The sequence below is a fragment of the Streptomyces diacarni genome (genome assembly GCF_003323715.1).
In the GTDB taxonomy this organism is placed as follows: domain Bacteria; phylum Actinomycetota; class Actinomycetes; order Streptomycetales; family Streptomycetaceae; genus Streptomyces; species Streptomyces diacarni.
Genome location: NZ_QOIN01000073.1, coordinates 70,811 through 83,956 on the forward strand (window position 1 = coordinate 70,811; position 13,146 = coordinate 83,956).

A 13,146-nucleotide genomic window follows, 5' to 3' on the forward strand; every position below is an offset into this window, starting at 1 on the left:
CTCAGGCCGCGACGAGGTACGAGAAGACGCTCTCCAGGGACTCGTCGGAGGGCGAGACGGTGTAGAGCCGGATTCCGTGCTCCTGTGCGACGCGGGGGAGCAGGGTGGTGAAGCGCGTGAAGTCGACGGCCTGGATGCGCAACGCGTCCTCTGTCCTGTCCAGTTCGATGCCTGCCGTGGAGGCGTCCGCGATGAGCGCGGCGGCGAGCCGCCTGTCGTCGCTGGAGCGCACCACGTAGCGGTGCGGACGGTCGGTCATCAGGCGGCGGATCTTGCGGAAGTCGCCGCTGGCCGCGTGCCGTCCGGCGACGATGACCTCGATGTGGGAGGCGAGTTGTTCGACCTCCTCCAGGATGTGCGAGGAGAACAGGACGGTGCGTCCCTCGTCGCCCATCCGACGCAGCAGTTCCATCAGCTGCATGCGCTGGCGCGGGTCCATCCCGTTGAACGGTTCGTCCAGCAGCAGCACGGAGGGGTGGTGCACCAGGGCGGACGCCATCTTCACGCGCTGCCGCATGCCCTTGGAGTAGGTGGAGATGCGGCGGTCTTGCGCGTACTCCATCTCGACGGTGGCCAGCGCCTGGGCGGCGGCCGCACGCGGGTCGGGCAGGCCGTGGAGTTCGGCGTTGGCCAGGACGAACTCGCGCCCTGTAAGAAAGTCGTACATTCCCTCCCGTTCGGGCACCAGGCCGATGTGCCGGTAGGAGTCCTCGTTGCGCCAGATCGGTGCGGCCGCGGTGCGGCTGCCGTCCGGGCCTGGGGTGGGCTCCAGGGTGACGCTGCCGTTCGAGGGGGCGAGGAATCCGCCCATCATGTGGATGAGCGTGGACTTTCCCGCGCCGTTGGGGCCGAGCAGCCCCGTGACACCGGGGCTGATGTCCATGGTGATGTCGTTGACCGCGACGACGTTGCCGAACCAGCGGGAGACACGGTCGATGTGGATCTCGGTCACAGTCCGGCCTTTCGGTAGCGGCGCTGCAGGAGGGCGTAGAAGCAGGCCAGGAGCGCGGCGAGGACGACGAGGTAGACGGCGCCCTGTGCGCCGGTGAGGTCCTGCCCGCCGGGGAACTGGGAGGTGCCGCCGAGGAACCTGCTTTGGATGCCGTCCAGCAGCGTGCCGGGCGAGGCGACCCCGAGCCAGCCGACGGCCTCCCTGCTGTCGGAGGTCCAGGCGATCCCCTGGAGCGCGGTGATGAGGAAGAACGGCACCGTGACGGCGACGATGATCGCCGCGATGCCGAAGCCGCGGCGCGGGGTCAGGGCCGCGATCCAGGCGGCGATCGCGGCGTGCAGCAGCGCGAACAGCACGCAGAAGACGAGGCCCTGGGCCGCCGCCCCGCTCTGGTCCGCGAAGCCGAGTTTCGCCAGCAGCGCTCCGGCGTACATGATCAGCACGGGCACGGCGGTGAAGACGAAGAGCGCCGCGGCCAGTGCCGCGAACTTGGCCGCCACGTAGTCGCCGCGTTCCATCGGACGCGAGAAGTACAGCGGTGTCGTCTTGAACCGCAGGTCGAGGGAGAACGCCTGGGGCGCTGCGGCGGCCAGGTAGATGCCGATGAGCGGCTGCATCATCAGCACGTACTCGGAGTAGCCGACCGGCAGGTCGTCGCTCTTGGCCACGACGCTGACGGCGACGACGATCGCGGCCGGCACGCTCACCGCGGCGAACAGCAGCATCGGCAAGACCTTCGACTTCGCCGAGCGGCCCAGCCCGTAGGCGCCGCGCAGCGTCTGGCTGAACAGCGCGCGCCGCGCGTAGGAGCGGCCGAGGCGGGGGCCCTCGTAGCCGCGGTAGCCGATGTTGTGGATGACGTCCTGGCCGCGCCCCGGCCTGCCGCCGCCCGCGGGGGCGGGGCCCGCGCTGCCGGGGGGTGCGGGGGCGGGGGCCTGTGCGGCGTGTGCGGGGGTGCGGTCAGGCGACATCGCCGGCGCTCCTTTCCGTGAAGACCTCGGAGATCTGGTGCCTGCGCTGTTCCATGCGGACCAGCCCGAGGCCGAGGTGGGCCGCGGTGTCCCGCACGGTGTCGTAGACCGACTCGTCGGCGAGGTCGAGGGTGACCAGGTGGCCCGCGCCGGGCGCCACGGCGCCGGCGGGACCCGGGTCGTGCGGTGTGCATCCCGCCTGCCGCAGTGCCTCGCGCAGCGCCGCGGTGCCGTCGGGGTGCGCGTCGGTGTCGGTGACCTCGACGGCGAGGACGGCGGTGCGCTGGGTGAAGTCGGCGGTGGTCGAGGAGCGCAGCAGCTTGCCGCCGTCGATGACGACGATGTGGTCGCTGGTGCGCTCCAACTCGCCCAGCAGGTGGGAGGTGACCAGCACGGAGATGCCGAAGTCGGTGTGGACGCGGCGGATGAGGCCGAGCATCTCGTCACGGCCGACGGGGTCGAGGCCGTTGGTGGGCTCGTCCAGGAGGACGAGGCGCGGGTCGTGGACGAGGGCCTGGGCGAGTTTGACCCGCTGCTTCATGCCCGTCGAGTACCCGCCCATGGGTCGGTAGCGCTCCTCGTACAGGCCGACGTGGCGCAGCGTGTCCGCGGTGCGCTCGCGGGCCGCCGTCGTGGGCAGCCCCGACATCCGCGCCATGTGGACGACGAACTCGGTCGCGGACACGTCCGGTGGCAGGCAGTCGTGCTCGGGCATGTAGCCGACGCGCTCCCGGATCGCGCCGCCCTGGGTGGCCACGTCCATGCCGAGTACGGAGGCCGTGCCCTCCGTGGCGGGGGCCAGCCCAAGCAGAATCTTGATCAGGGTGGACTTTCCGGCCCCGTTGGCGCCGACCAGGCCGGTGACCCCCGGCTCGACGCCGACGGTCAGCCGGTCCAGTGCGGTCACCCTGGGGTACCGCTTGCTGAGGCTTTCGATCGCGATCACAGTCACCCTTCGACGGTACGAACGGCTCGTCGCGTCCGCGTCAGACGCGGTGTCGGTTTCCCGGCCGCCGCCCGTCCTTCTCAGGTGCGTGGGGCCGTACGCCTCAGGTCGGAGAGGCCCGTAGGGGCCACTGCACCAAGGTCATGGTCCGGGCTCCGGCGGGGCGCGCGGGAAGTTATCCACAGGCTGGGAGGCGTCCTTGACCACGCCATGGGCCGATGTCACATTCATTGGTGTCAACGAGGCCTCGCCGGTAGGGCCCGGCACGGACGAAAGGTTGGCGATGCACCCGGCAACGCGCGAATACGCCGCAGCTGACCTGCGGGGATATCGAGAAGTGCAGCAACTGGCCTACGCCTGCGCGGAGTCGGTGGCCGCCCGGCTGAAGCCGGGGGTGACCGAGCGGGAGGCCGCGCGGATGCAGCGTGAATGGCTGCGCGGGCGCGGGGTGCGCGACGGGTTCCACCTGCCTTTCGCCTGGTTCGGGGACCGCACCGCGTTCGCCGGCTTCGCCGTCCCCTTGCGGTTCCTCCCGACGGACCGGCGGCTGGAGCCCGGCATGCCCTTCATCCTCGACCTCGCCCCGGTCCGCGGCGGCCGGGCCGCCGCGGCCGGCTATTCCGGCTGCCTGGGCCCCCACCCCGTGCACGAACGGCTGACGGCGGACCTGCGCGCGCACCGCGAGCTGATTCTCGCCCGGGTGCGCGAGCGCCGCCCGCTGCGGGAGGTCTCCGCCGACGTGGACCGGCTCATGCGCACCCAGGGCTACGCAGGACGGCACCGCGCCCACCCGTTCGGCGTGCGCGCGCACCGGGTGGGCCGCGCCCCGCACCGCCGCTGGTCTCCCGCGCGCCGCGGCCGCGGCACCGGCGCCCTCCAGGGGGCGGCCCGAGGCGTCTTCCGCGGACACCGGGACGGCCGGCTGCCGCGGTGGAGCCCGTCCCGTTCCGCCGACCACCCACCGCGGACGGGGCTGTGGGCGGTCGAATCCCACCTGGGGTTCCGGGGCACGGGCGCGAAGTTCGAGGAGCTCTTGGTGGTGACCGACTCCCGGGATCCGCAGGAGAGCGCGTTCTGGCTGGACGACGATCTGCCGCATGTGCGGCGCTGGCAGGAGGAGGCACAGGCGGTATGAACGGTGGGAATCGCAACCGGTGGGGCGGCGGGCGCGCCCCTCGCCCCACGACGGCCCGGCAGCAGGGCGGCCTCTTGGAGGGGGCGAGGGAGCGCCGCGTGGCCACCGGAGGGATCGAACTGTGCGTCGCCGAGCTGGGGGACGCGCAACAGCCGACGGTGATGCTGGTGCACGGCTACCCGGACAGCAAAGAGGTCTGGTCGAAGGTGGCCGGGCTCCTCGCGGACCGCTTTCACGTGGTGCTCTACGACGTGCGGGGCCACGGCCGCTCGACGGCGCCCGTGCCGCTGCGCGGCGGCTTCACGCTGGAGAAGCTCACCGACGACTTCCTCGCGGTCGCGGACGCCGTCAGCCCGGACGCGCCGGTCCATCTGGTGGGGCACGACTGGGGCTCGGTGCAGGCCTGGGAGTTCGCCACGGTGCGCCGGACCGAGGGCAGGATCGCCTCCTTCACCTCGATCTCCGGCCCTTCGCTGGACCACTTCGGCCACTGGATCAAGCGGCGGATGACCCGGCCCACCCCGCGCCGTGCCGCCCACCTGCTCGGCCAGAGCGCCAAGTCCTGGTACGTGTACGCGCTGCACACCCCTCTCCTCCCCGAGCTGGCCTGGCGGGGCCCGTTGGGCAAGCGCTGGCCGCGCCTTCTGGAGGTGACCGAGAAGGTGCCGGGGGACGGCTACCCCACCGCGTCCCTTCCGCAGGACGCGGCACACGGCGCCTGGCTGTACCGCGACAACGTGCGCCCCCGGATGCGCCGCCCGCGCACCGACGCCTACGCCCACGTCCCGGTGCAGCTCATCACCCCGACCGGTGACGCCTTCCTCAGCGAGCACCTCTACGACGATCTGGACAGGTGGGCGCCGCAGCTCACCCGCCGCACCCTGCCCGCCAAGCACTGGGTCCCACGCACCCGGCCCGATCAACTCGCCGCCTGGATCAGCGGGTTCGTCAACCGGAACGAGTCGCCTGTGCCCACCGCGCAGCCCTCGCCCACGGGACCGTACGCCGACCGGTTCGCGGGGCGGCTCGTCCTGGTCACCGGCGCGGGCAGCGGCATCGGAAGGGCGACGGCCTTCTCGTTCGCCGAGGCGGGCGCCCGCGTGGTCGCCGTGGACCGCGACGCGGACGGCGCGGCCCGCACCGCGGAGCTGGCCCGCCTGGCGGGAGCCCCCGAGGCGTGGGCCGAGGAAGTCGACGTCGCGGACGAGGAGGCGATGGAGAAGCTGGCCGCGAAGGTCGCCACCGCGTACGGCACCGTGGACGTGCTGGTCAACAACGCGGGCATCGGCGTGGCCGGCGCCTTCCTCGACACCACCACGCAGGAGTGGAAGCGGACGCTGGATGTGAACCTGTGGGGCGTCCTGCACGGCTGCCGGCTCTTCGGACGGCAGATGGCCGAGCGGGGCCAGGGCGGCCACATCGTCAACCTCGCCTCCGCCGCCGCCTACCAGCCTTCCCGCGCCCTGCCCGCGTACTGCACCTCCAAGGCGGCCGTGCTCATGCTCAGCGAGTGCCTGCGCGCCGAGCTGGCCGGGCAGGACATCGGCGTGACGGCCGTCTGCCCCGGCTTCGTCAACACCGACATCGCCCGCACCGCACGGTTCGCGGGGATGGACGAGAGGGAGCTGCGGCGCTTCCGAAACCGCACCTCGCGGCTGTACGGCTTGCGGAACTACCCGCCGGAGAAGGTCGCCGAAGCCGTCCTGCGCGCGGTCGTCACCAACCGCGCCGTGGTGCCGGTGACGCCCGAGGCCCGGGGGATACGGCTGCTCTCCCGCCTCGCACCGCGCGCCCTGCGCGGCATAGCCCGCATCCAGCCCCCGTCATGACCCGCCAGGTTCCCGCAGCATTGAAGGAGTGAGCGCCATGGCTCCGTCCCCCCACCCGCCGGCACCGGCCCTGCCGGCCTCCGCGCAGCCGCCGCCTGCCGGCCCGGACACCCCGGTGGAGTACCGGATCGAGGATCTGGCGCACCGCAGTGGTGCCACGGTGCGCACGATCCGGGCCTACCAGGACAAGGGCCTGCTTCCCAAGCCGGAGCGGCGCGGCCGGGCCAACGTGTACGGCGACGCGCACCTGGCGCGGCTGCGGCAGATCGCCGACCTGCTGGAGCGCGGCTACACCCTCGCCTCGATAAAGGAGCTGCTCCAGGCCTGGGACGAGGGCCGGGGCCTCGGCGGGGTGCTGGGACTGGTGGCCGAGGTGGACGGGCCCTGGACGAGCGAGGAGTCGGGGCACATCTCGCGCAGGGAGCTGGCGGAGTTGTTCGGCGGCGGGCAGGAGGGGCCGGCGGTCGCCGCGTCGGCCGTGAACGAGGCGGCCGTCGACGAGGCGGTGGCGCTCGGGGTGCTGGAGCCGCTGCCCGGCGGGGAGGAGGGCTTCCGGGTACCGAGCCCACGGGAGCTGGCGGTGGCGGCGGAGCTGCACAAGGCGGGGGTGCCGCTGCCTGCCATCACCGGGCAGCTGCGGGAGCTGAGAGGCCAGGTCGAGCACATAGCCGCCCGCTTCCTGGACTTCACCGAGGAGCACGTCTTCGTCCGCTACGCCGGTGTGCGCCTCTGCGAGGAGGATGCCTCGGAGGCCGCCGCACTGGTACGCAGGCTGCGACCGCTGGCGCAGCAGACCATGGAGGCGGAGCTGGCACGGGCGATGCAGAAGCTGGCAGCCCGCAACCTGCGGGCACACCTGCGCTCGGCGGCGGCGAGCGCAGGCGTGAGCGCGGTCGCAAGCGCCGCCGAGGGAGAGGGAGGGGCCGGCACGGTCATGGCGGCGGACGAACCCACTCCGCACTCGTCGGCGCCCTCCCCCCAGGGCTCATCCCCCCAGGGCTCCCCGTTGCTCGGTGCCCCGCGGGGAGGTGCGGTGTCACTACGTACGGAGGCGGTCTCACTGCCTGCGCAGGCGGTGGCGCTGCCCGCGGAGACGGTGTCGCTGCCCGCGGAGGCGGTGGCGGCGGTGCGGGAGCTGGTCGGCGAGGCCCGGGTCCCGGAGTTCATCGCGGCGGCGGCGGAACGGGAGGTGAGAGCCCGGCGGATGGACGCCATTGCGGCCGAGGCGCAGTGAAGGCGCGGAGCGGTATGGGCGTGGAGCGGTGAAGGCGCGGGTCTCACGCGTGCATGCGGGCGCCCACGTCCTCCACGCAGTCCCGCAGGGCGGGCAGGTGCGAGCGCAGTTCCTCGGTGCTGGTGAGGACCACGGTCGCCCCCAGGGAGACGGCGAGCGAGGGGGTTTCCGAGGCGCGGGGGACGGTGATGGCGACGGAGCGGACGCCGATCTCGTTCTCCTCGTCCACCTCGGCCCAGCCCTGGTCGCGCACCCGGTGGAGTTCCTCGCGCAGCAGCCCGGGGTCGTTACGGGTTCGGGGGGTGACGGACGCGAGGGGGGCGGCGAGCAGTTCCTCGCGGCGCGCCTCCGGCAGGGCCGCCACCAGCGCCTTGCCGAGGGAGGTGGCGTGCCACGGATTGCGGGTGCCCTCGGCGCTGCGCAGCTGGAGGTGCTGGGTGCCTTGTGCGGTCAGGACGAGCAGGACGTCCGAGCCCTGGAGGACCCCGGCGATGGCGGGCAGGCCGGTGCGTGAGGCGAGCCGTTGGAGGGGGGCCGCGGCGACGGAGTAGCCGGCGGGTGAGCGCTGGAAGCCGCGGGACAGTTCCAGGACGCGAGGCCCGAGGGCGTAGCGGCGGGCGTCCTCGTCGTAGGAGACGAAGCGTTCGGCTGCCAGTCGGCCCAGCAGGCGGTGTGCGCTGCTGACCGGGAGTCCGGCGGCGCGTGCGGCGGCGCTGACGCCGAGCCCGGCGGGGTGGTCGGCGAGGACGGTCAGCAGCCGCAGCCCGCGGCTGAGCATGTCGTCCGACGGCGCGCTCGCGCTCATGACCCAGGCCTCCCGGCGCTCAGGATGTCCCTCACGACGCCGACCGTGCGGCGACGCTCACGATGTCGACCTGCCGACGCTCACGAGGCGGCCCCTCCGGTGGAGACGGTGCCCTCTCCGCGGGGGGCGCCGGCGGGGGAGTCCTCGGTCGGGCCGCTCTCCGGTGCGGTGCGGTCTGCGCTCACCGTACCGGTGGCGTCGCCCGCGTCGGGCCCCGGCCGGGGTTCGCGTACCAGCGCCATGAGCGCGGCGGACAGCAGGGCGCAGACCGCCATCAGGCCGAAGGCTCCGGCGTCGCCGAGCGGGGTGCCGCGGACCCAGCCGACGAGGTAGGTGCCGGCGAAGGAGCCCAGCGCGCCGAGGGAGTTGACGAAGGCGACGGCAGCCCCGGAGATCCCGGGCGGGGCGAGGGCGGAGACCAGCGCGAAGTAGGGGCCGTAGGGCGCGTACATGCACAGTCCGGCCACGACCAGCAGGGCGAAGGAGAGGGGGAAGGAGGAGTGTGCGGCGTACGAGGCGAAGAGGGCGAGTCCGCCGGCGGCCAGCCAGGGCCACACGGCTGCGGTGCGCCGGCCGCTGCGGTCGGAGAGCCGGGAGTTGAGCAGCATGGCCGCGGCGGCGAAGGCGTAGGGCACGGCGGTCAGCAATCCGGTGGCGCCGATGCCCTCGCCGGAGCCCTTCTTGACGATGGCGGGCAGCCAGAAGACGAACCCGTACATGCCGAACGACCAGGTGAAGTACTGGAGCGCCATGATCTGGACGGGGCGGGAGCGCAGTACGCGTCCGTAGTCGGTGCGCAGCGAGCCGCTGGGGGGTGAGGCGGCGAGTGCCGTGGTCCGTTCGGCGGCCAGGTCGTCGCGCAGGGCGCGGCCCTCGTCGGCGCCGAGCCAGCGTGCGTCCTGGGGCCGGTCCTTGATCAGCCGCAGGCAGCACAGTCCCCACAGGATGGAGGGCACGCCCTCGGCGACGAACATGACGCGCCAGTCGGAGACGGCGATCAGCCAGCCGGAGAGGGCGGAAAGCCACATCATGGTGATCGGGTTGCCGAGGATGAGCAGGGTGTTGGCGCGTCCGCGCTCGCGCTGGGTGAACCACCGGCCGAGCAGCATCACCATCGACGGCAGTACGGCTCCCTCGACGACGCCGAGGGCGAACCGGACGGCGATGAGCTGTCCTGGGCTGCTGAGCAGTCCCTGGACGACGGCGAGTGCGCCCCACGCGACGGTGGACCAGGCGACGAGTCGGCGGGCGCTGCGCTGCTCGGCGTAGATGGTGCCGGGGATCTGGAAGAAGAAGTAGCCGAGGAAGAAGGAGGCGGCGATCAGGGAGTCGGCGGCGGCGGAGAGGTGGAGTTCCTCGGCCATGCCGCCGGCGGAGGCGATCGCGTAGTTCGACTTGTCCAGATAGGCGAGCGAGTAGGTGAGGAACGCGACGGGGATGAGGTGCCGGGCCCGCGTCGAGCTCCAGAAGCCGGATGACGTCACTGTCGCCCAACCCCTTCTTTTTCCGTGAAATGGAAAGTGTTTCACTAGGCGGGAAGACGTTACGAGCGCACGTGGCCCCGGTCAATGGGTCGTGACCGGTCCGGCACGCGCCGCTCCAGTCCCCTCGTGAAGGGAGCACCATGAGTCCGACCGACGCACCGGCCGATGCCGCCGCTGACGCCCATGACACCGGTGTCGCCGATGTCCTCGTGCCCTACAGCGGTCTCGCCGAGCGGCACGGTCCGTGGCCGGCGGGCGTGACCGTCCACGTGTGGGACGGGGTGACCCCCGGTTCCCTTCCGCCACGGGAAGTGCTCGACACGGTCGGCTTCTGGGTGCTGCCCTACGCCGTACCGGACGCGGACCGTCTCCTGGCGCGGCTGCCTCACCTGCGCGCCGTGCAGTCGCTCAGCGCGGGCGTGGAGAAGCTCCAGCCGCTGCTGCCACCGGGTGTCGCTCTCCACAACGGCCGCGGCCTGCACGACGCGTCGACGGCCGAGCACGCGCTGGGCCTGATCCTCGCCGCCCAGCGCGAGCTGCCCCGGTGGGCGGCCGACCAGCTGGCCGGGCGCTGGGAACCGCACTTCACCCGGTCGCTGGCGGACAGCCGCGTCGCGCTCGTCGGTTACGGCTCGATCGGCAGGGCGCTGGAGGCCAGGCTGGTGGCCTGCGAGGCGGAGGTGGTCAGGGTGGCCAGCCGGGCCAGGCCCGACGAGCAGGTCCACGCGGTGGACGAGCTGCGGGACCTGCTGCCGCGGGTGGACGTCCTCGTCCTGGTCCTCCCCGAGACACCGGCGACGCGGGGCCTGCTCTCCACCGAGGAGCTGGCGGCTCTTCCGGACGGCGCCCTCGTGGTGAACGTGGGGCGCGGCCGGACGCTGGACACCGACGCGCTCCTCGCCGAGACGCGCGCGGGGCGGCTGCGCGCCGCGCTGGATGTGACGGATCCGGAACCGCTGCCCGCCGAGCATCCGTTGCGGCAGATGCCTGGTGTGCTGGTCACGCCGCACGTCGCGGGCGGTTCCGCGAGTTTCCGGCCGCGTGCGGAGCGGCTGATCGTGGAGCAGATACGGCGCTGGGGAGCGGGCGTCGAGCTGCTCAACCCGATACCGCAGCCGAGGGCGGAGACCGGAAAAGAGGCGGGGCAGGATCCTGGTGCGTGACGGGAGCGGGGCGGGGGCGGACCCACGGGCAGGGCCCGGCCAGGGTTTTGGGGTCTCGCTCCGGGCCCCGGGGCGCCGTACGCTCTGAGGTGTGAGTTTGCGTCTGAGTACCGTGATTCTGCCCGTGCGCCGTTGGCAGGAGGGCGGGCGCGGCCAGTGGGAACGCGCCGAGGAGCTGGGCTTCCACACCGCATACACCTATGACCATCTCTCGTGGCGGGTGCCCTTCAGGGACGGCCCCTGGTTCGGCGCGCTGCCCACCCTGACCGCCGCCGCGGCGGTGACCGGGCGGATGCGGCTCGGTACGCTGGTGACCTCGCCGAACTTCCGCCACCCCGTCACGCTCGCCAAGGAGCTGCTTACCCTCGACGACATCTCCGCGGGGCGCGTCACGCTGGGTATCGGCGCCGGGGGCAACGGTTTCGACGCCACCGTGCTGGGCCGTCAGGCGTGGACGGCGCGTGAGCGGGCGGATCGTTTCGCGGAGTTCGTGCCGCTCCTCGACCGGCTGCTCACCGAGGACGCGGTGACGTACGAGGGCACCTACTACTCCGCCCACGAGGCCCGCGGCATCCCCGGGTGCGTCCAGCGGCCCCGGCTTCCGTTCGCGGTGGCCGCGACCGGGCCGCGCGGGCTGCGGCTCGTGGCGCGGCACGGGCAGGCGTGGGTGACGACGGGTGACCCGCGGCTGTCCGCGACGGGGACGCCGGAGCAGTCGCGTGCGGCGCTTCGCGGGCAGCTCGCCGGGCTCGGCCGCGCGTGCGCCGAGGCAGGCCGGGACATGGCGGAGTTGGACAAGGTACTGCTCACCGGGTTCACGCCGGAGGGGGCCGGTCCGCTGGAGTCCGTCGACGCGTTCGTCGACTTCGCGGGCAGACACGCCGAGCTGGGCTTCACCGAGTTGGCCGTGCACGCCCCGATCGCGGGCTCGGTCTTCGCCGCCGACGAGACCGTGTTCGAGAAGATCGCGACGGAGGCCGCCGCCCAACTGGCCTGACCGGGCCGCCCGGCCGGCAGAGCCGGGCGTGACCGGCACCGGTCACCGGCAGGAGCGGGACCGGCCTCCGCCGGGGCGCGTCAGTGGCGGGGTGGGCGCTGCGCGGTGGCGGGCCGGCAGTCGGCGCACAGGCCCCACCAGGTGATCTCGGCTTCGTCGATGCTGAACCCCGCGTCGTCGCCCGGTTCGAGGCAGGGGGCCCGGCCGACGCTGCAGTCGACGTCCTTGATGCGGCCGCAGCTGCGGCAGACGAGGTGGTGGTGGTTGTCGCCGACACGCAGTTCGTACCGGGCGGGTGAGCCCGCCGGTTCGATGCAGCGGATCAGCGCGGCCCGCGACAGGTCCTCCAGCACGTTGTAGAGCCCCTGGCGGGAGAGGCGGGGGGAGGTGCCGGAGGTGCCGCTCCCGTCGTCCGCCGACTGGATCCGGTGCTCCAGCTCGGCGGCGGTGGAGTGCGCGTGCCCGTGCAGGGCGGTCAGGACGGCGCGGCGCTGTGCGGTGCTGCGCAGCCCTCTGGTCCTGAGCAGCTCACTCACCGGCTGATCCATGGCAGTCACGCCCCTTCTTGACTCCATCCAGTCTAGCCGCGCAGACGTCCTCCCGTCAGCTGCGACGCGGGGACACAGGTCCACCCAGCCTCCGGTCAAAATTGACTGTGTCAAAACTGCCCGGCTACTCTCGAACCCATGAAGTGCTACGACTGCGCCGTGACCGGCGACACCGCCACCGAGGACACGGTCGCCATCGGGGTCTGCCGCCGCTGCGGTCTCGTGGTGTGCGCGGACCACGGACGCGTCACCCAGGTCCTCGTCCACCGGCCCAACGGCGTGGGCAAGGCGACCAGCGACCGGCCCGCCCGGCGCGTGCTGTGCAGCCCCTGCCACAGCGCGGAACGCCCCCACTGACCCCGCCCGTCGCCGCGCCCCGGCCCGCTCCCCCGGCGACGAGCCTCCCCGCACGCACGGAGGCCCGCCCGCACGGAGCGGTCGGCGGGCATGGGGAGCGGTCGGCGGGCATGCTCGGTGGTATGGACCACGCGCCTCCCCCGCCACCCGACGGCCACCGAACGCCGCCACAGCCCCACCTGCCCCCGCTCCCCAGCACGGAGGCGGCGGTGGAGGTCCTGTCCGCGCTCGCGGAGCGCCGGGGCCTGCCGGTGGCGGTCGAGCACGCGATCGGCGCGGACGAGTCGTCGCGGCGTACGGCGGCCGGGGCGTTCGCCGTCACCGACGCGGACGGTTCCCTGCCGCACGAGGCGCTGGTGGAGATCCCGGCGACCGACGGGCCGGGCGGCGCACCCCGTACGCCGAGGATCGCCGTCCAGCTCTTCGAGGAGGGGGACGCGCACATCACCGTCGACGGCGTCACCTTCCACGACCTGCCCCGCGAGTCCGCCCCCGCCTTCCTTGAGGCGGTCTTCGACGGGCGGGCCCATCTGCGCACGACGTGGTATCCGCCGTTCTGCCGGCTCGTGGTGACGCTGGACGGCGAGCTGTCGTACAAGGAAGTCGTTCCCCTGGCGTACGGCGGGCTCTCCCGCTGGCTGAACAGCCTCCGTTCCTGAAAGCCCTCTCTGCGCCCGGCTCGCGGCCCCTGTTCGCGTGGCCTCTCTTCGCGTGGCCCCTGTCCG

Annotated in this window: 13 protein-coding genes; 7 read left to right on the plus strand and 6 right to left on the minus strand. The window is 73.1% G+C overall.

The window, feature by feature from the left end:
* Nucleotide 1: 1 nt before the first annotated feature.
* Genes DTL70_RS32740 through DTL70_RS32750 form a run of 3 tightly spaced genes read right to left on the minus strand, consistent with a single transcriptional unit; the run spans nucleotide 2 to nucleotide 2,869 of the window.
* Nucleotides 2-952, minus strand: coding sequence for an ABC transporter ATP-binding protein (locus DTL70_RS32740; protein WP_114025649.1), 951 nt, complete (start codon nucleotides 950-952; stop codon nucleotides 2-4).
* The gene (locus DTL70_RS32745) at nucleotides 949-1,923 is read right to left on the minus strand and encodes an ABC transporter permease subunit (protein ID WP_114025650.1); all 975 of its coding nucleotides are present in this window, start codon (nucleotides 1,921-1,923) and stop codon (nucleotides 949-951) included. Before DTL70_RS32745 ends, DTL70_RS32740 begins: the two co-directional genes overlap by 4 nt.
* Nucleotides 1,913-2,869, minus strand: a complete 957-nt coding sequence (locus DTL70_RS32750; RefSeq protein WP_114025651.1) for an ABC transporter ATP-binding protein — start codon at nucleotides 2,867-2,869, stop codon at nucleotides 1,913-1,915. Before DTL70_RS32750 ends, DTL70_RS32745 begins: the two co-directional genes overlap by 11 nt.
* Before the next feature lie 283 nt (nucleotides 2,870-3,152).
* Here DTL70_RS32750 and DTL70_RS32755 point away from each other — a divergent pair, with 283 nt between their 5' ends.
* Genes DTL70_RS32755 through DTL70_RS32765 form a run of 3 tightly spaced genes read left to right on the plus strand, consistent with a single transcriptional unit; the run spans nucleotide 3,153 to nucleotide 7,067 of the window.
* Nucleotides 3,153-4,004 carry a M24 family metallopeptidase gene (locus DTL70_RS32755; protein WP_114025652.1) on the plus strand — a complete coding sequence of 284 codons (852 nt, stop codon included), beginning with the start codon at nucleotides 3,153-3,155 and terminating at the stop codon, nucleotides 4,002-4,004.
* Complete coding sequence (locus tag DTL70_RS32760; RefSeq protein WP_114025653.1) at nucleotides 4,001-5,833, plus strand: SDR family oxidoreductase; 1,833 nt, start codon at nucleotides 4,001-4,003, stop codon at nucleotides 5,831-5,833. The genes DTL70_RS32755 and DTL70_RS32760 overlap by 4 nt, the downstream gene beginning before the upstream one ends.
* A 37-nt stretch (nucleotides 5,834-5,870) precedes the next feature.
* On the plus strand, nucleotides 5,871-7,067 hold the full coding sequence (locus DTL70_RS32765) for a MerR family transcriptional regulator (protein ID WP_114025654.1): 1,197 nt from the start codon (nucleotides 5,871-5,873) through the stop codon (nucleotides 7,065-7,067).
* 43 nt (nucleotides 7,068-7,110) lie between these two features.
* Here DTL70_RS32765 and DTL70_RS32770 read toward each other — a convergent pair whose 3' ends face one another.
* The gene (locus DTL70_RS32770; RefSeq protein ID WP_245980309.1) at nucleotides 7,111-7,872 is read right to left on the minus strand and encodes an IclR family transcriptional regulator; all 762 of its coding nucleotides are present in this window, start codon (nucleotides 7,870-7,872) and stop codon (nucleotides 7,111-7,113) included.
* Between the two features lie 80 nt (nucleotides 7,873-7,952).
* Entirely contained in the window at nucleotides 7,953-9,356 is a 1,404-nt protein-coding gene (locus tag DTL70_RS32775) for an MFS transporter (RefSeq protein ID WP_114025655.1), read from the minus strand.
* 140 nt (nucleotides 9,357-9,496) lie between these two features.
* On the opposite strand from DTL70_RS32775, the gene DTL70_RS32780 reads away from it, so the two are divergent.
* Both DTL70_RS32780 and DTL70_RS32785 read left to right on the plus strand, forming a co-directional pair.
* Entirely contained in the window at nucleotides 9,497-10,519 is a 1,023-nt protein-coding gene (locus DTL70_RS32780) for a 2-hydroxyacid dehydrogenase (protein WP_114025656.1), read from the plus strand.
* 91 nt (nucleotides 10,520-10,610) lie between these two features.
* Nucleotides 10,611-11,516 (plus strand): LLM class flavin-dependent oxidoreductase, encoded by a 906-nt coding sequence (locus DTL70_RS32785; protein WP_114025657.1) that lies wholly within the window; start codon nucleotides 10,611-10,613, stop codon nucleotides 11,514-11,516.
* An 80-nt stretch (nucleotides 11,517-11,596) separates the two neighbouring features.
* On the opposite strand, the gene DTL70_RS32790 is transcribed toward DTL70_RS32785, so the two are convergent.
* Nucleotides 11,597-12,064: a Fur family transcriptional regulator gene (locus DTL70_RS32790; protein ID WP_114025658.1), complete on the minus strand. Its 468-nt coding sequence runs from the start codon at nucleotides 12,062-12,064 to the stop codon at nucleotides 11,597-11,599.
* 138 nt (nucleotides 12,065-12,202) lie between these two features.
* Between DTL70_RS32790 and DTL70_RS32795 the strand changes: the two genes are divergently transcribed.
* Together DTL70_RS32795 and DTL70_RS32800 are read left to right on the plus strand one after the other, a co-directional pair.
* Complete coding sequence (locus tag DTL70_RS32795; RefSeq protein WP_114025659.1) at nucleotides 12,203-12,421, plus strand: DUF2180 family protein; 219 nt, start codon at nucleotides 12,203-12,205, stop codon at nucleotides 12,419-12,421.
* Between the two features lie 122 nt (nucleotides 12,422-12,543).
* Nucleotides 12,544-13,080 carry a hypothetical protein gene (locus DTL70_RS32800; RefSeq protein ID WP_114025710.1) on the plus strand — a complete coding sequence of 179 codons (537 nt, stop codon included), beginning with the start codon at nucleotides 12,544-12,546 and terminating at the stop codon, nucleotides 13,078-13,080.
* Nucleotides 13,081-13,146: the final 66 nt, after the last annotated feature.